The sequence below is a fragment of the Sphingomonas sp. CFBP 13603 genome (genome assembly GCF_014892665.1).
GTDB lineage: Bacteria > Pseudomonadota > Alphaproteobacteria > Sphingomonadales > Sphingomonadaceae > Sphingomonas.
Genome location: NZ_JADBIA010000005.1, coordinates 128625 through 144946 on the forward strand (window position 1 = coordinate 128625; position 16322 = coordinate 144946).

Annotated in this window: 15 protein-coding genes; 6 read left to right on the forward strand and 9 right to left on the reverse strand. The window is 67.0% G+C overall.

Annotation, left to right across the window (positions count from 1 at the left end; all coding sequences use genetic code 11):
* Positions 1–45 precede the first annotated feature (45 nt).
* From IFR23_RS10315 to IFR23_RS10330, 4 genes are all read left to right on the forward strand, one after another.
* Positions 46–336: an Hpt domain-containing protein gene (locus IFR23_RS10315; RefSeq protein ID WP_192975787.1), complete on the forward strand. Its 291-nt coding sequence runs from the start codon at positions 46–48 to the stop codon at positions 334–336.
* 79 nt (positions 337–415) lie between these two features.
* Positions 416–1597, forward strand: a complete 1182-nt coding sequence (locus IFR23_RS10320; RefSeq protein ID WP_192975788.1) for a hypothetical protein — start codon at positions 416–418, stop codon at positions 1595–1597.
* A gap of 35 nt (positions 1598–1632) precedes the next feature.
* On the forward strand, positions 1633–2724 hold the full coding sequence (locus IFR23_RS10325) for a DUF2336 domain-containing protein (RefSeq protein WP_192975789.1): 1092 nt from the start codon (positions 1633–1635) through the stop codon (positions 2722–2724).
* Positions 2721–4112 (forward strand): sensor histidine kinase, encoded by a 1392-nt coding sequence (locus tag IFR23_RS10330; RefSeq protein ID WP_192975790.1) that lies wholly within the window; start codon positions 2721–2723, stop codon positions 4110–4112. Before IFR23_RS10325 ends, IFR23_RS10330 begins: the two co-directional genes overlap by 4 nt.
* Here IFR23_RS10330 and IFR23_RS10335 read toward each other — a convergent pair.
* Genes IFR23_RS10335 through gltX form a run of 3 tightly spaced genes read right to left on the reverse strand, consistent with a single transcriptional unit; the run spans position 4086 to position 7028 of the window.
* Entirely contained in the window at positions 4086–4289 is a 204-nt protein-coding gene (locus IFR23_RS10335; RefSeq protein ID WP_192975791.1) for a hypothetical protein, read from the reverse strand. The genes IFR23_RS10330 and IFR23_RS10335 overlap by 27 nt on opposite strands.
* Positions 4289–5572 carry a citrate synthase gene (locus tag IFR23_RS10340; protein ID WP_107962027.1) on the reverse strand — a complete coding sequence of 428 codons (1284 nt, stop codon included), beginning with the start codon at positions 5570–5572 and terminating at the stop codon, positions 4289–4291. The genes IFR23_RS10335 and IFR23_RS10340 overlap by 1 nt, the downstream gene beginning before the upstream one ends.
* Before the next feature lie 25 nt (positions 5573–5597).
* Positions 5598–7028, reverse strand: a complete 1431-nt coding sequence (gene gltX / locus IFR23_RS10345; protein ID WP_197978382.1) for a glutamate--tRNA ligase — start codon at positions 7026–7028, stop codon at positions 5598–5600.
* A gap of 90 nt (positions 7029–7118) precedes the next feature.
* On the opposite strand from gltX, the gene IFR23_RS10350 reads away from it, so the two are divergent.
* On the forward strand, positions 7119–9308 hold the full coding sequence (locus IFR23_RS10350; RefSeq protein WP_192975936.1) for a ComEC/Rec2 family competence protein: 2190 nt from the start codon (positions 7119–7121) through the stop codon (positions 9306–9308).
* A 665-nt stretch (positions 9309–9973) separates the two neighbouring features.
* Here IFR23_RS10350 and lexA read toward each other — a convergent pair.
* On the reverse strand, positions 9974–10648 hold the full coding sequence (lexA, locus tag IFR23_RS10355; RefSeq protein WP_056048586.1) for a transcriptional repressor LexA: 675 nt from the start codon (positions 10646–10648) through the stop codon (positions 9974–9976).
* 68 nt (positions 10649–10716) lie between these two features.
* Positions 10717–11898 (reverse strand): molybdopterin molybdotransferase MoeA, encoded by a 1182-nt coding sequence (locus tag IFR23_RS10360; RefSeq protein ID WP_192975792.1) that lies wholly within the window; start codon positions 11896–11898, stop codon positions 10717–10719.
* A gap of 553 nt (positions 11899–12451) precedes the next feature.
* Between IFR23_RS10360 and IFR23_RS10365 the strand changes: the two genes are divergently transcribed.
* Positions 12452–13144: an energy transducer TonB gene (locus IFR23_RS10365; RefSeq protein ID WP_342344930.1), complete on the forward strand. Its 693-nt coding sequence runs from the start codon at positions 12452–12454 to the stop codon at positions 13142–13144.
* Positions 13145–13235: 91 nt separating this feature from the next.
* Here the strand turns inward: IFR23_RS10365 and moaC are convergent, their stop codons facing one another.
* Genes moaC through IFR23_RS10385 form a run of 4 tightly spaced genes read right to left on the reverse strand, consistent with a single transcriptional unit; the run spans position 13236 to position 16165 of the window.
* Positions 13236–13703, reverse strand: a complete 468-nt coding sequence (gene moaC / locus IFR23_RS10370; RefSeq protein WP_192144895.1) for a cyclic pyranopterin monophosphate synthase MoaC — start codon at positions 13701–13703, stop codon at positions 13236–13238.
* Entirely contained in the window at positions 13700–14491 is a 792-nt protein-coding gene (trpC, locus tag IFR23_RS10375; RefSeq protein ID WP_192975794.1) for an indole-3-glycerol phosphate synthase TrpC, read from the reverse strand. Before trpC ends, moaC begins: the two co-directional genes overlap by 4 nt.
* 1 nt (position 14492) lies before the next feature.
* Entirely contained in the window at positions 14493–15485 is a 993-nt protein-coding gene (trpD, locus tag IFR23_RS10380; protein WP_192975795.1) for an anthranilate phosphoribosyltransferase, read from the reverse strand.
* Positions 15482–16165: an anthranilate synthase component II gene (locus tag IFR23_RS10385; protein ID WP_192975796.1), complete on the reverse strand. Its 684-nt coding sequence runs from the start codon at positions 16163–16165 to the stop codon at positions 15482–15484. The genes trpD and IFR23_RS10385 overlap by 4 nt, the downstream gene beginning before the upstream one ends.
* Positions 16166–16322: the final 157 nt, after the last annotated feature.

A 16322-nucleotide genomic window follows, 5' to 3' on the forward strand; every position in this document is an offset into this window, starting at 1 on the left:
ATAGTGCAAGCTTTGCTTAAGCATCCGTCCGGTAAGCAGGGCGGCATGGCGTATGATCCCGGAGCTATCGGTACGACGCTCGCGGCTGCGGTCGGCGACGATCCGGCGCTGATCGCCGATCTGCGCAGCGCGTTCGTCGAAAGTGCGGAGCGCGTGCTGACCGCGATGACGCTGGCGGCGGACGCAGAGGATTGGCGCGCGGCGGCATGGCGACTGCGGGGATTGGCGGCGAGTTTCGGCGCGGTGCGACTGATGGCCCTCGCGACGGAGGTCGCCGAAGACCCGCGTGACGCAGAGGGTTTGAAGAAACTTCGCCGAGCGATTTCCCGCCTGTAACGCGGTTCCGACCATATAGCGGGGCGGTTCGGCCGAACGCGGGCTTTGCAGGACGGCGCGTACCGCCTAACAGCCGCGCATGCTTGCCGGCCTATTATTTGCAATTCACGACGCCGACGATCGCCCCGATCGTCTTGCCGCGACGCTGCCGTTCAGTGGCGTCACGCTTATCGAATACCAGGCGCGGTTGCTGATCGCGGCCGGCGTGTCGCAGGTGATCGTCGTCGTCGCGCGGATGACCCCCGAACTGCTTGGCGCGATCAACCGCATCGGACGGCGCGGCGTCAGCGTCGATACGGTGCGCTCGGCGACCGAAGCGGTCGAGAAACTTCATCCGCTGGCTCGCGTGCTGATGCTCGGCGACGGGCTGGTCACGACCGAGGCGATCGTAAAGGCGATGGCGACCGAGGAAGGCGATTGCCTGCTCGTCGTGCCCGAGAGCGATGCGGGTCCGGGGTTCGAGCGTGTCGGCGGGCAGATGGCATGGGCCGGCGTCGCGCGGCTGAGTTCGAGCCGGATCGCCGAAGTGGCCGCGTTGCCGCAGGATTACGATCTCCAGTCGTCGCTGTTGCGGCTGGCGGTGCAGTCGCGCGCGATTCATGTGCTGTTGCCGACCGACGCAGTGCGCGGCGGGCACGGGATCGAGCGTCAGGCACGGACGCTGGAGGAGCGTGGTCGCGCGGTGCTGATGACGATCGTGTCGGGGCGGCGGGGCTGGTTCGACCGGTTCGTGCTCGCGCCCATCGCGCGATTGGCGTTGCCGCTGCTCGTCGATCGCGGCGCGGCGGGAACGACGGTCGGCGCGGCCGGGGCGGCGCTCGGCGTCGCCGGGCTGGTGACGATCGGCTTCGGGTTGTCGTCGGTCGGGCTCTTGGTCGCGTTGATCGGGTGCATCGCTCTGGCACTGGGGTCGGTACTGAGCGGACTGCGCGACGAGGAGCCGATGGCGCATGGTCAGACGCTGGCGATCGCTGGCGTCGTTGCCGCCGCGATCCTCGTCTTCGCATTCTTCGTCAGCGGTTATGCAGGCGAGAACACGGCCTTGGCGATCGGCACTGCGCTTGTCGCGATCGGTGGACTCGCGGAGCGCGCCATCGTCGAACGTGAGCGGCAACTCTGGTGGGGCAGCCCCGCAGCCTATCTGCTGATCGTTGCCGTGTTTGCGCTGGTCGGTTTTCCGGTGTTCGGACTTGGGCTGACGGCCGTGTATGCGACCACGACGCTGGCGGCAGTAATCGAACGATTGCGTCGCACGCCTTAGGCGGACCTTAACGACCGGGGGCTAAGCACGGGATCATGTCGGTCGGCCCAACGATGCATGACGCTATGCCGTCCTACGATCCGGTGACGCGGGCGGAGACTGCACGCCTGCGGGCGGAAGCGCGGTTGGCGGGCACGATTGCCGACTTTTTCCTGGATGCGGACGCACGGCTCGACGACCGGACACGGCTGATGCTGGCGCATGTGCTCGGCGCGATCGTCGGCGCGATCGAGTGGGATATCCGGCGACATGCGGCGCGGCTGCTGGCGGGTGACGGGGCCACGCGCGCGGGTGAAGCGATCCTCAAGGCGGGGGCGGGGGGCGTCGTCGAACGCCTGACGCGCGCTGGATTGCTCCGTGACGAAGAGTTGATGGAAGAACTCATCGCCCGCGTTCGCCACGACCTGATCGCGGCATCGCTGCCCGTCGAGGTAGCCGAACCCGACGAGGCAAGCCTGCTGGTACGACTGGCCGGGGTGCCCGACAGCATCGTGGCATCGGCGGCGTCTGCGTTGCTTGCGGCCGAGAGCCGGCGACGGGTCGCGAACGAACTGGGTTCGGCAGGCGGGAGCGAACTGCCGGCCGAGCTGCATCACCGGCTGGTCTGGTGGGTCGCGGCGGCGATCCGCGATGGTTTGAAGTCCACACGCGAGAGCGACCGGGCGATCACTGATGCGGCCGAGCGCAGCCTTGCCGCGCATGACGAAGGCGAGCGACCCGACGCGGTCGCCATGCGGCTGGCCAAGGCGCTGGACGCGCGACCCAATGAACTGGCCGCCGTCCTGGTCGAATCGATCGGGGATCGGCGGCTGTCGCTGTTCGTCGCGGTCCTCGCGCATGCGCTCGGCATCGCGTTCGATCAGGCGCGATCGATCACGCTCGAGCCGGACGGCGATCGGTTGTGGCTGGCGTTGCGTGCGCTCGACATGGATCGACCGACGATCGCCAGGATCGGCCTGGCGCTGTCCGAAGCCGATCCGCGGCGCGATATCGAGGCGTTTGCCGATGCGCTGGATGCGATCGTATCGATCGGCGTCGAGGATGCGCGGGCGTCGATCGCACCGTTGGCACTGAACCGCGATTTTCGGATGGCGTTGCGCGCGCTGGCGCGTACGGATCGGCGATGAGCGTGTTCGACCCTTCGATCGAAAGTCCGATTGCGCATGCGATCGTCGCACCCGACGGTTCGCTGTCGTTCGCGGATCCGGCGCTGATCGCACTCAACCAGCGCGCGGGCGGGATGCGCGGCGCGCCGCTGGCGGTGCCGCAACTCGCGACGATCGCGCGGCTGGCGCGGCGGCTCGGGATCGTCGTGTCGCGCGGCGTGGTGGTCGCGGATGACGAGGCCGACGTCGACCTCTGGGTGCGTGCGCAACCGGACGGCGAGAATGTGCGGCTGACGGTCAGCGGCTGGCGCGAGATCGCGGCGTGGCGTCCGACCCGGACTGCACCCGACGCGCAGAATGATTTCCTAGGCAGCGATACCGACTGGCGATGGGAGACCGATTCGGCGCTGCGGCTGACGTTCGTGACGCTCGATGCGGGGCCGAAGCACGGTTTCGACGCCTTCGCGCTGCTGGGCCAGCCGCTGACCGCGATGTTTGCGCTCGATGCTGGCACGGACGGGACGTTGCCGATCCTCGATTCGCTCGCCCGGCGACGCGCGATGGCGGCGCAACCGGCGAGGTTACGGAGCTCGGGACGTGCGGTAACGCTGACCGCGAACGTGCGTCACGATGCTTCGGGCGATTTCGCCGGGTTCGTCGGCGTCGCGCGGATGGTCGTCGAGGACGTCGCGCCGTCCGTTGAAACGGCAATGGCAACCGCAACGCTGTCGCCGACCTTCACGAGTGGGCTCGACAAGGCGTTGCGGATCCCGCTCGCGCGGATCGTCGCCAACGCCGACAGCATCAACGCGCAGGCCGATGGCCCGGTGCAGCATGATTATGCCGACTACGCTGCGGATATCGCCAGCGCGGGGCGGCATCTGCTCGAACTGGTCGATGACCTCGTCGATCTCCAGGCGGTCGAGCGTCCGGACTTCGCGCTGGCACCCGAGCCGATCGACCTCGCCGACGTCGCCCGTCGCGCCGCCGGTCTGCTGACTGTACGCGCGAGCAATGCCGAGGTGACGATCGTGCGGCCGGCGATGGACGCACGCGTGCCGGCACTCGGTGATTTCCGGCGTGTGCTGCAGATCCTCGTCAATCTGGTCGGCAATGCGGTGCGCTATTCGCCCGCGGGGTCGCATGTCACGGTGTCGGTGGAGCGGTCCGAGACGCAAGCGATCGTCGTCGTCGCGGATCAGGGCAAGGGCGTCGCGCCCGAGGATCAGATCCGGATTTTCGAGAAGTTCGAGCGGGTCGATCCGTCGGAGGCCGGCGGCAACGGGCTTGGCCTGTACATAGCACGGCGCTTGGCGCGGGCGATGCAGGGCGATCTCATGATCGAAAGCGCTCCCGGTGAAGGTGCGCGGTTCGTGCTGACGTTACCGGCGGATCCGGCGCGCCACTAGAATCAGCGCGAGGCCGAACGCGGCGAGGAATGCGCCGCGATCCGCCCAAGGCCGCTGATCGAGCATGAAGCTCGACTGCGGCCAGTGGACGTATCCGAGCCCCTGACCGATCCAGAGCAGACCCATCAGCGCGCAGAGCACGCCGATGACCATCAGGATCGGCCGGAGCGTCTTCATCAGCGTGACGCCATCGGGACGTAATCACGCGCGGTCGGACCGCTGTAGAGCTGGCGCGGACGGCCGATCTTCTGGTCGGGATCGGTGATCATCTCGTTCCACTGCGCGACCCAGCCGACGGTGCGGGCAAGCGCAAAGAGAACGGTGAACATCGAGGTCGGGAAGCCGATCGCCGACAGGATCACGCCCGAATAGAAATCGACGTTCGGGAACAGCTTCTTCTCGATGAAGTACGGATCGCTCAGCGCGAGACGCTCGAGCTCGATCGCGACGTCGAACACGGGGTCGGTGACGCCCAGCTCGCCGAGCACTTCCTTGACCGTCGTCTGCATGACGGCCGCGCGCGGATCGTAGTTCTTGTAGACGCGGTGGCCGAAGCCCATCAGGCGGAACGGATCGTTCTTGTCCTTGGCGCGGGCGATGTATTCGGGGATCCGGTCGACGGTGCCGATCTCATGCAGCATGTTGAGCGCGGCTTCGTTGGCGCCGCCGTGTGCTGGGCCCCACAGGCAGGCGATGCCGGCTGCGATGCAGGCGAACGGGTTGGCGCCCGACGACCCGGCGAGACGGACGGTCGAGGTCGACGCGTTCTGCTCGTGATCGGCGTGGAGGATGAAGATGCGGTCCATCGCCTTTTCGACAATCGGGTTCACGACGTACTTCTCGGCGGGGACGCCGAACGTCATCTTCAGGAAGTTGCCGGTGTAGCTCAGCGTGTTGTCCGGATAGACGAACGGCTGACCGACGCTGTACTTGTACGCCATCGCGGCAATCGTCGGCATCTTGGCGATCAGGCGGTGCGACGCGATGACGCGCTGTGCCGGATCGTGGATGTCGGTCGAATCGTGATAGAACGCCGACAGCGCGCCGACGACACCGCACAGGATCGCCATCGGATGCGCGTCGCGGCGGAAGCCACGGAAGAACTGCGCGAGCTGCTCGTGCACCATCGTGTGGCGCGTGATCGTGTTCGAAAAGTTCGCCAGCTCGTCTTCGCTCGGCAGTTCGCCGTTGAGAAGCAGATAGGCGACTTCCATGAAGTTCGACTGTTCGGCCAGCTCGCCGATCGTGTAGCCGCGGTGCAGCAGCGTGCCCGCGTCACCATCGATGTAGGTCAGCTTCGACTGGCACGACGCCGTCGAGGTGAAGCCCGGATCATAGGTGAAATTGTCCGTCTGCGCGTACAGCTTGCGGATATCGATGACATCGGGTCCGACCGTACCGGACATCACCGGATACTGGAAATCCTTGCCGTCGACCTTGAGGGTTGCGGTCTCGCTCATGCTTGTATCCTTCCTCGAAATCTTATCAGCTAGCCATCCGGTCGGCGATCCGTCCCAGGCTCTCGTCGCGCCCGAGCAGGTCGAGCACGTCGAAGATCCCCGGCGACGTCTTGCGTCCCGTTAGCGCGGCGCGAAGCGGCTGTGCGACCTGGCCGAGCTTGACGCCCCGCGCTTCGGCCACGCGCCGTACCGCGCCTTCGAGCGCCTCCGTATCCCACTCGGCGAGCGCGTCAAGTTCGGCATGCGCGTTCGCCAAAATGACACTCGCTTCACCTTGCAAAAGGCTCGCTGCGGCGTCATCCATTGCCAATGGGCGCTGGCTGAACAGGAAATTCGATCCCTCGGCCAGCTCGTTCAGGTTCGCGGCACGGGGCTTGAGGACCGGCATCGCGCGCGTGAGCAGGTCCAGTCCGCCGGTCGGCAGATCGTGGCCGAGACGATCCGCCGCGAGTTGCGCAAGGCGCGCGTCGTCGGCTTCGCGGATGTAATGGCCATTGAGGTTCTCGAGCTTCTTCAGGTCGAAGCGTGACGGCGACTTGCCGACGCCCGACAGGTCGAACCACTCGACCGCCTGCTCGCGGCTGATGATCTCGTCGTCGCCGTGGCCCCAGCCAAGCCGGAGCAGGTAATTGTCGAACGCCTCGGGCAGGATACCCATCTCGTCGCGGTACGCTTCGATGCCGACTGCGCCGTGACGCTTCGACAGCTTGGCGCCATCGGGGCCGTGGATCAGCGGGATGTGCGCGTAGATCGGCTCGGGCCAGCCCATCGCGCGGTAGATCGGCAACTGGCGGAACGCGTTGTTGAGATGATCGTCGCCGCGGATGACGTGCGTGACGCCCATGTCGTGATCGTCGACGACGACCGCGAGCATGTAGGTCGGCGTACCGTCCGAGCGGAGTAGGACGAGGTCGTCGATCTCTTCGTTCTTGACCGTGACGGCGCCTTGGACGCGGTCCTCGATCGTGACGGCACCTTCCTGCGGCGCGCGCAGGCGGACGACGTGGGGCAGGTTCGGCGCTTCGCTCTCGGGGCGATCGCGCCACGGGCTGCGGATGCGAAGCGGCTTCTTCGCAGCCTGTGCCTCGGCGCGCATCGCGGCGATCTCGTCGTTGGTCATGTAGCAGCGATACGCATGGCCCTTCGCGACCATTTCGTGCGCGACCTGCGCGTGGCGTTCGGCACCCGCGAACTGCATGACGACGTCGCCGTCCCAGTCGAGCCCGAGCCAGCGCATTCCGTCAATGATCGCGTCGATCGCCGGCTGGGTCGAACGGACCCGGTCGGTATCCTCGATCCGCAGCAGGAATTTACCCCCGTTTGCTTTTGCGAACAGCCAATTGAACAGCGCGGTGCGCGCGCCGCCAAGATGCAGGAACCCCGTCGGCGACGGAGCGAAACGGGTAACCACGGGTGCGGCCGAATTGGCGGTGCCCGTATCAGATATTGCGCCCAACCGCGGGTGCTCCCAGACTGATGAAACGATGGAGAAACGATGGCCATGACAGCCGTCGCCGCCCCTAGCATGCGTCCTTGGCGGCGACAAATGGGCGTGCCGCGATGGGGGGCTGTCGTCGGGCTTGCCGTGGAACGCTGGCTCGAGGCGGAGCGCGACCAACTGGTGTTGTGGTTGCCGGTGATGCTGGGTGCGGGGATCGCGTTGTGGTTCGCGTTGCCGGACCCGGCGGCGTGGTGCTTGGCGATATTGGTGTTGGCCGCCGGTGGGCTGTCGTGTCTGGCGGTGGGGCAGGGCGGGCGTGCCGCGCGGTCGCTGGCGATCGGGTTGCTGACGGTCGCGCTGGGGCTCGGGCTTATTTGGGCTCGATCAGAGTCGGTGGCCCGGCCGGTGTTGGGCGGACCGACGATCGCGAGTTTCTCGGCCAAGGTGGAGGCGATCGAACCGCTGGTTGCACGCAAGCTGGTCCGGCTGACGCTGCTGCCGATCGGGAAGGGAGTGGAGGCCGACGGGCAACCGGTCGCCCTGCCATACCGTGTCCGCGTCAATCTGGCGGAAGCGGATGCGCCGAAGCTGCTGGGAACGGGAGCGGTCGTGCATCTACGGGCGCGGCTGATGCCGCCGCCGCTGCCCGCGGTTCCGGGCGCCTACGATTTCGCGCGAGTTGCTTGGTTCGGCGGGATCGGAGCGACAGGCCGGGGCTTCGCACCGGTCGCTGTGACAACGCCGAGCGAGTCGGGTGCCGGCGTCCGCGTTGCGCTCTCGCGCCATATCGTTTCACGATTGGATGGCAGCGCAGGCGGGATCGCCGCAGCGCTCGCAACTGGCGACGTCGGTGCGATCAGCGAAGAGGATTCGGAGGCGATGCGTCGCGCCGGGCTCGCGCATCTGCTGTCGGTGAGCGGGTTGCATATTACGGCGGCGGTGGCGGCGACGATGTTGATCGTGTTGCGGCTGCTGGCGCTGAGTCCTTGGTTAGCACTGCACGCGCGCTTGCCTCTGATCGCTGCGCTGGCTGGAGCGGCGGCGGCGATCGCCTATACGTTGCTGACCGGAAGCCAGGTTCCGACGATCCGGTCGTGTGTGGCCGCGCTGCTCGTGCTGGCGGCGCTGGCGATGGGGCGCGAGGCGATGACCTTACGTCTCGTCGCGGCGGGGGCAGCGTGCGTCATGCTCGTGCTGCCCGAGTCGGCGGCGGGGCCGAGCTTCCAACTCTCGTTCGCGGCAATCACCGCGATCATGGCGCTGCACGAGCATCCAGCCATTCGCGCGTTCTTCGGCCCGCATGAGGAAGGCAGACCGCGCCGCCTCGCTCGCGGCATAGCATCGCTGTTGCTCACCGGCCTGCTCGTCGAGTTCGCGCTCATGCCGATCGCGGTATATCATTTCCACAAGGCCGGGCTCTACGGCGCGTTCGCCAACATCATCGCGATCCCCCTGACGACCTTCGTCGTTATGCCGCTGGAAGCGCTGGCGTTGCTGCTTGATGCCGGCGGGCTTGGCGCGCCGATCTGGTGGCTGGTCCAGCGATCACTCGATGCGCTGCTGTGGCTCGCGCATATCGTTGCTAGCGCACCCGGATCGGTGCGCTCCCTGCCAGCGATGCCGACGGCGGCGTTTGCGTTGATGATCGTTGGGGGGATTTGGATTGCCTTGTGGCGAACGCAGTGGCGGCGGCTCGGGCTGGTACCGCTGACGATCGGCGCGGTCTGGGCGCTGACGACGCCGGCGCCGGATGTTCTCGTGACCGGCGACGGGCGTCATGTCGCGGTGCGGACGGCGGCGGGGCTCGCGATGCTGCGCGATCGGGCCGGCGACTATACGCGCGACATGCTGGCAGAGAACGGCGGGGTGGATGGCGAGCCGCTGCTGCTGGCGGACCAACCCGATGCGCGGTGCAGCCGCGATCTATGCGTCACCGATATCGCCGCACGGGGACGGATGTGGCGGGTCCTCGCGACGCGCAGCGCCTATATGGTCCCGATTGCCGAGTTCCTTGCCGCCTGTCGCAGCGCCGATGTCGTCGTCAGCGAACGGGGCTTGCCGAAACGCTGTGTGCCACGGTGGCTGAAACTGGATCGCCGCATACTCCGTCGAACGGGCGGCGTCGCGTTGACCTTGGGGCGCGGGACGGTCGTGACCATCCTGAACGCAGGCGATCGCCACCCCTGGCGCGATCCGCCTCTCCTCGAACGCACCGCGCATTTGTTCGGGCCGCGACATGGCCGGTTTCACGGTGCTACGTCGTCGTTTCGCGCCAGCCGAGGCCGTCAAAAGTAGAAATGTTCACGCGAAGGCGCAAAGGCGCGAAGGTGATGCGATTCGGGACACCTTCACACCTCCATGAACGATAAGCCGACGTCGGTATTTCGGTGGTCTGCGAAGGCAGGTAGTCGCAAATCTAAACACCACATCTTCGCGCCTTTGCGCCTCCGCGCGAACACAATCACCCGTCGTTGCATGCGATCTTGGTGCAAAGAATTGGTTCACGCGGAGACGCGGAGACGCGGAGAAGGTTCTTGTACGGCAGGATGAATCGGACTGGCGACTATCTGTCTTACTTGCGAAAGACGTTTGGAATGGTTTCGTTCTCCCTAAGCGAAACACCTCCGCGTCTCCGCGCGAACCAATTCTTCGGCTGTGCGAGGGATTGGCGGCGATATGTTCGCGCAGAGGCGCAGAGATTGAGGGTTCGAGTCGAGGTCGCGCTTATGGATCGGAGCGTGAGAGGGTCTTCCGAATGATTGGCGGTGTTTGCTTGGGCGTGTCGAAGAACTGGCCACTTTTTCGACCGCTCCAAGCACATCGCTTAGTTTGCCGAAGAGGCCCGGTCGCTGCTGCCGGTAGGAAAGAGCGACTTGGCTTCCCGGCTTGGCTGTCGCTTCCTTAGCAACCCAAAACCGAGACCGGGCTGCGTCGCGATAACGCAGGCCGGTCTCGGCAACTCAGTCGTAGCGGCGGAGGATGCCGGAGAGTTTGCCCTGCACGCGGACTTGGGCGGGGGCGTAGCGTTGGGGGTCGTAGGCTCGGTTTGCCGGGTCGAGGCGGACCATGGCGCCTTCGCGGCGGAAGTATTTTAGGGTGGCTTCGCTGTCTTCGATCAGGGCCACGACGATCTCGCCGTCTCGCGCCGTTTCGGTGCGGCGTATCAGGGCGTAGTCGCCGTCCAGGATACCGGCCTCGACCATCGAGTCGCCCGAGACTTCCAAGGCATAGTGTTCGCCGGTCCCTAACAACGCAGCGGGGACGGCTAGCATCGTGCTGCCCTCGAACGCTTCGATCGGGACGCCGGCGGCGATGCGGCCGTGGAGGGGAATCTCGATGACGTCGTTGGCCGGCTGCGGCGTTGCGGCCGCGGGGGCTGCCTTGACGTTCGACGGCTTGGACGGCGTCTTCTTTTCCGGACGCTCGGGCATGCGCAGCACTTCGAGCGCGCGCGCGCGGTTCGGCAGGCGGCGGATGAAGTTGCGCTCCTCGAGCGCGCTGATCAGACGGTGGACGCCCGACTTCGACTTGAGGTCGAGTGCGTCCTTCATCTCCTCGAACGACGGCGAGACGCCGGTATCATTGAGGCGATCGTTGATGAAGCAGACGAGTTCGTGCTGCTTGCGCGTGAGCATGGCGGTTCTCCGTCCGGAACAGACTGGGAACTTCTATGGAACATAATTAACGCCGTCAAGCGCTCGCTTCACCCGATCACGAGGATTTCCGCCGATTCGCCTGTCTTTGCTACGGGCGCGTTGCCGGGGCGGACGATGAGGCAGGTCGAGCGGGCCAGTGTCAGGAGCATCGAACTGTCCTGGATCGTCGAGGCATAGGCTTTGCCGTCGCGCAGTTCGGCGCGGAGATAGTCGGTGCGGGCGTTGTTGGCGGGGAGGTCTTCGCCGAGGAGGGCGTGGGTCGACTGGGGGAGCGGGTCGCGTGCGCCGGCCATGTGCGCGACGACGGGTTTGACGAACAACGTCGCGGTGACGAACGCGGAGACCGGGTTGCCGGGGAGACCGAGCACCATCATCTCGCCGATCCGGCCGGCCATCATCGGCTTGCCCGGGCGCAGCGCGATCCGCCAGAAGTCGATGGTGCCGCCGGCGGCTTCGATCGCGGGGCGAACGAGGTCGTGGTCGCCTACCGATGCGCCGCCGGTGGTGACGAGCAGGTCTGCCTGAACGCTGGCGAAGGCCTCGCGGAGGATCTCGAGATTGTCGGGCAGGATGCCGAGATCGATGATGTCGACGGGCATGTCGGCGAGCATCGCGGCGAGCATGATGCCGTTCGATTCGGGGAGCGCGACGCCGTCGGTGATCGAGCCGGGGGGGACGAGTTCGTCGCCGGTGGCGGCGACGGCGACGCGGACGCGGCGGTTGACGGTGAGGCTGCCGTGGCCGCCAGTCGCGGCGACGGCGATGCGCGCGGGGCTGAGGCGGTCGCCGGCGGCGATGAGGCGGGTGCCGGTCGAGAAGTCGAGGCCCTTGCGCCGGGTGTTGCGGCCGAGCGTCGGGGGGCCTTCGCCGGCTAGGATCAGGGTTGCGCCGTCGCGTTCGGCTTCTTCCTGGACCATGACCGTGTCGGCGCCTTCGGGCATTGCGGCGCCGGTGAAGATGCGGGTGGCTTCTCTTGGGCCGACCTTGCCGGTGAAGGGGCGGCCGGCGGCGCTTTCGCCGATGACTTTCCAGGGGCCGGGGAGGTCTTCGAAGCGGATCGCGTAGCCGTCCATGGCGGACAGGTCGGCGGCGGGTTGCGTGCGGCGGGCGAGGATGTCCTCGGCGGCCCAGCGGCCGGCGGCTTCGCGCAAGGCCACGGTTTCGCTGCCGACGCGGGGGGCCATGGCGAAGAGGCGGGACTGGGCTTCGGCGACGGGGACTAGGGTCATGCGTAAGACTCTGTTTTCGGGCGGTTTGGGAAAGTGAAGTATAGGAAGTGTAGACGCTGGGAGCGTTTTGGCGGTTGGCGCTTTTGGGGTGTTGTATGGGGAAGCGCGGGGCGTGGGGGTAGGTTCCGTGCTTTGCCATGGGTTTGGTGTGTAGGACAGGTGTCGTTGCCGGGAGTGCGACGGCAGGGCGGTCTTTGTGACTGACTTGACTGCGTTAGATCGAACGTCGCTGCCACCTCCTTGTTTTCCCGCGAAGGCGGGAGCCCAGTCTGGGTCCCCGCCTTCGCGGGGAAACAAGGGTTGGGCGGAACGGTTGCCCTCTAATACTGTGGCCTTCCCAACTGGGCCCCGGCCTTCGCCGGGGTGGTGTTTTGATTTGGTCGCGGGCTTCTCCGGCGGTGACTGCCGAGTGCGGATGGGTCCTCGATAGCGTTCCTCGACCGTTGGCCAGCGCGGGTTCATCCGATGCGGGGCTTTGTTTGTCGGAAAGAGACACCAGATCAGCATGATGACACGCAATCACCCTCGGGCGAAAGACAGGATCGGGGCGGCGGTGGGTGCTGTCCTGTTGCCGGGGGTGCTTGGCTATGCGCTGCTCAACGGGCTGGTGGTGCCGATGCCGGCGGCGGTGACCGATGCGTTGAAGGTGTTCGATGCGGCGCCGCCTCCGCCACCGCCGCCCGAGGAGAAGGTCAGGCCTCGGCCTTCGCCTAGCCGGAAGCCCGAGGGGGCTGCGTCGCCGCCTAATTTGAAGTCGAAGGCTACCGAGGTGGTGGCGCCGCCGCCGGTAGTGCCGGTTGTGGTGCCGCCGCCTGTCGTGGTTGCGGAGAAGGCGGGGGTGGGGGCGCAGGCGACGGCGGGCGCTTCGGATATTCGCGGGCCGGGGACGGGAAGTGGCGGAGTCGGGAGTGGCACCGGGAGTGGGGGATATGGCGACGGCGATGGCGGCGGGGGCGAGGAGACGCCGCCGGAGTGGCGCAGCGGGCGGTTGCGGGATTCGGATTATCCGCGGGAAGCCGCCGAGACCGGGATTCGGGGGCGGGTGTTTGTGCGGTACTTGGTCGAAACCAATGGGCGGGTGTCGGGGTGCCGCGTGACCCGGTCGAGCGGGAGCCGGGTGCTGGATAATTTGACGTGCCGGCTGATCGAGCAGCGGTTTCGGTATGATCCGTCGCTCGATGCTGCGGGCCGGCCGGTCGAGTCTACGATCGTGGAAAGCCACGACTGGTCGATGGATGGGGATTGAAGTCCCAGGCTAGGCGCGTTCTGCTTGGCTTGCCCTCACCCTCGCCGCCTTTGGCGTCTTTCCCTCTCCCCTTTGGGGAGAGGGTTTTCTTCTACGCGGTCCAGTTGCCGGATTTGCCGCCGGACTTAGCGCGGACGCGGATGTCGGTGAGGACCATCGTCTTGTCGATTGCTTTCGCCATGTCGTAGATCGTCAGGAGCGTGACCGTGGCAGCCGTCAGGGCCTCCATCTCGACGCCGGTCTTGCCTTCGGTCGAGGCGGTGGCTGTGGCGGTCACGCCGGTTTCGTCGACGACCAGGTCGATTTCCACCTTGGTCAGCGGGAGGGGGTGGCAGAGGGGGATGAGGTCGCTGGTGCGCTTGGCGGCCATGATGCCGGCGACGCGCGCGACGGCCAGGACGTCGCCCTTCTTCGCGGTGCCGGCGCCGATCGCCGCGGCGGCTTCGGCGGACATGGTGATGCGGCCGGAGGCGATGGCTTCGCGGGCAGTCACCGCCTTGCCGCCGACGTCGACCATGCGGGCCGCGCCGGCTTCGTCGATGTGGGTGAGGCCGGTCATCCGACGAGCGCCCGAGTAGCGGCCTCGACGTCGTCTTGGCGCATCAGCGCTTCGCCGATCAGGAAGCAGTGGATGTCGTGTTCGGCCATCGCATCGAGTTCGGCGCGCGTCGTGAGCCCGCTTTCGGCGACGAAGGTGCAATCCTTCGGGGCCTTGCCGACGAGATCGTAGGTGCGCTGGAAGTCGACCGAGAAGTCGCGCAGGTCGCGGTTGTTGACGCCGATCAGGCGCGACTTGAGCCTCAGCGCGCGCTCCATCTCGTGCGCGTCGTGGACCTCGACCAGCACGTCCATGCCGCATTCTAGCGCGGAAGCCTCGATCTCGGCCATCTGGATGTCGTCAAGCGCGGCGACGATGATGAGGATGCAGTCGGCGCCGATCGCGCGGGCTTCGGTCGACTGCCACGGGTCGACCATGAAGTCCTTCCGCAGCACGGGGATCGAGACGGAGTCGCGGGCCGCGGTCAGATAGGCGTCGGAGCCCTGGAACCATTTTTCGTCGGTCAGCACCGAAAGGCAGGCGGCGCCTCCGGCTTCGTAGGCTCGGGCGTGGGCTACGGGATCGAAATCGGCGCGGATCAGGCCTTTCGAAGGGCTGGCTTTCTTGACCTCGGCGACCAGCGCGTAGCCGGTCTTGGCGTCGCCCTTCTTCGCATCAAGCGCGGCGCGGAAGCCGCGAGGCTTCGACATGCGGGCGATGCCGGCGTCGATATCGGCGAGCGAGGTCGTGGCCTTGCGCGCAGCGACTTCGGCGCGCTTGGTCTCGAGGATACGGTCGAGCATGGTCATGTCAGTAGGCGATCCAGCGGGCGAGCAGCGCGTCGGCGCTGCCGGTGTCGAGGGCGGCGGCGGCTTTGGCCGCGCCGTCGACGAGAGTGGGGACGGTGCCGGCGACCATCAAGGCGGCGGCGGCGTTGAGCAGGACGGCGTCGCGGTAGGCGCCGGCCTCGCCCTTGAGCAGGCGGCGGAGCGCGTCGGCGTTGTGGTGTGCGTCGCCGCCGCGGATGTCGGTGATGGCGTGGCGGGTGAGGCCGGCGTCTTCGGGGGCGACTTTGGCGGGCAGCGTTACGGTGCCGACCGAGGCGACGATGCTGGGGCCGGCGCCCGATAGTTCGTCGAGGCCTTCTTCGCCCGAGACGACGAGCGCGGCTTCGGTGCCGAGCTGTTCGAGTGCTTCGGCGTAGAGCGTGACGTAATCGGGGCGGGCGATGCCGATGAGCTGGCGGGTGGTGCCGGCCGGGTTGGCGAGCGGGCCCATCAGGTTGAAGATCGTGCGCTTACCGATGCGCTGGCGGATCGGGGTGATGCGCTTCATCGCCGGGTGGTGGTTGGCGGCGAACAGGAAGGCGATGCCGATCTCGTTGAGGCTTGCCTCCGCGGTGGCGCCGGCTCGGTCCATGTCGAGGCCGAGGACCTCCAGCGTGTCGGCGGCGCCGGCTTTGCTCGATGCGGCGCGGTTGCCGTGCTTAGCGACGGGGACGCCGCACGCGGCGACGACCAGCGCGACCGCGGTCGAGACGTTCAGGGTGTGGTGGCCGTCGCCGCCGGTGCCGCAGACGTCGATCGCGCCGGCGGGGGCGTCGATCGGGATCATCCGGTTGCGGAGCGCGCGCGCGGCTTCGGCGATCTCAATGCTGGTTTCGCCGCGGATCGCCAGATCGGTGAGGAAGGTGGCGATCGCGTCGTCGCTCGCGCGGGCGTCGAGGATGTCGGCGAAGGCTTCTCGGGCGGATTCGCGCGATAGGGGGGAGCTGGGGTCGGGAAGGAGCGTGGTGGTGGTCACATTCCCCTCCCGCTTGCGGGAGGGGTTAGGGGAGGGGCTACTTCCTTCGCCGAGGTCGTGGGTGCGGCGCTGCCCTCCCCCGACCCCTCCCGCAGGCGGGAGGGGAGTTGGTGGGGAATGTTCGCCATCTTGAGGAAGTTGGCCAGCATCGCGTGGCCATGCTCCGTTGCGATGCTTTCCGGGTGGAACTGCACCCCGTGGATCGGCAGCGTCTCGTGGCGGAAGCCCATCACCGTGCCGTCCTGCGCGGTCGCGTTGACGACCAGCGTGTCGGGGACCGCGTTGACGATCAGCGAATGGTACCGCGTGGCGATGAACGGCGAGGGCAACCCGGCGTACAGCCCGGTATCGTCATGGACGACGGGCGAGGTCTTGCCGTGCATGAGCCCGCCGCGTTCGACCTTGCCGCCGAAATGCTGGCCGATCGCCTGGTGGCCGAGGCACACGCCGAGCAGCGGCTTGCCGGCATCCGCGCAGGCCGCGACGAGATCGAGGCTTACGCCCGCCTCGGTCGGCGTGCAGGGGCCGGGGGAAATGAGGAACGCGTCCGCGCCCGACGACAGAGCCTGCCCGGCGGAGATCGCATCGTTGCGGACGACTTCGACCTCGGCGCCCAGTTCCATCAGGTAATGGACGAGGTTCCAGGTGAAGCTGTCGTAATTGTCGACGACGAGGATCATGGCGCCGCCATAGCCGATGCGTCACGCCGCGCAACGGTGTTGCCGCAAACCGAGGCCGTTGGACGGGCGGTCGCAATTCTGTCGTGCTGCAGTCGCGAGAGCGGGGCACCGCTCCTATATGAGCGCTATCATTCAGGGCGGAGCAATGCCGCGTGCT

What these genes read in the sequence shown, in the direction of transcription:
- IFR23_RS10315 (WP_192975787.1), top strand. Translation starts at nt 46, where the DNA reads ATGGCGTATGATCCCGGAGCTATCGGTACGACGCTCGCGGCTGCGGTC.
- IFR23_RS10320 (WP_192975788.1), top strand. Translation starts at nt 416, where the DNA reads ATGCTTGCCGGCCTATTATTTGCAATTCACGACGCCGACGATCGCCCC.
- IFR23_RS10325 (WP_192975789.1), top strand. Translation starts at nt 1,633, where the DNA reads ATGTCGGTCGGCCCAACGATGCATGACGCTATGCCGTCCTACGATCCG.
- IFR23_RS10330 (WP_192975790.1), top strand. Translation starts at nt 2,721, where the DNA reads ATGAGCGTGTTCGACCCTTCGATCGAAAGTCCGATTGCGCATGCGATC.
- IFR23_RS10335 (WP_192975791.1), bottom strand. Translation starts at nt 4,289, where the DNA reads ATGAAGACGCTCCGGCCGATCCTGATGGTCATCGGCGTGCTCTGCGCG.
- IFR23_RS10340 (WP_107962027.1), bottom strand. Translation starts at nt 5,572, where the DNA reads ATGAGCGAGACCGCAACCCTCAAGGTCGACGGCAAGGATTTCCAGTAT.
- IFR23_RS10350 (WP_192975936.1), top strand. Translation starts at nt 7,119, where the DNA reads ATGGGCGTGCCGCGATGGGGGGCTGTCGTCGGGCTTGCCGTGGAACGC.
- lexA (WP_056048586.1), bottom strand. Translation starts at nt 10,648, where the DNA reads ATGCTCACGCGCAAGCAGCACGAACTCGTCTGCTTCATCAACGATCGC.
- IFR23_RS10360 (WP_192975792.1), bottom strand. Translation starts at nt 11,898, where the DNA reads ATGACCCTAGTCCCCGTCGCCGAAGCCCAGTCCCGCCTCTTCGCCATG.
- moaC (WP_192144895.1), bottom strand. Translation starts at nt 13,703, where the DNA reads ATGACCGGCCTCACCCACATCGACGAAGCCGGCGCGGCCCGCATGGTC.
- trpC (WP_192975794.1), bottom strand. Translation starts at nt 14,491, where the DNA reads ATGACCATGCTCGACCGTATCCTCGAGACCAAGCGCGCCGAAGTCGCT.
- IFR23_RS10385 (WP_192975796.1), bottom strand. Translation starts at nt 16,165, where the DNA reads ATGATCCTCGTCGTCGACAATTACGACAGCTTCACCTGGAACCTCGTC.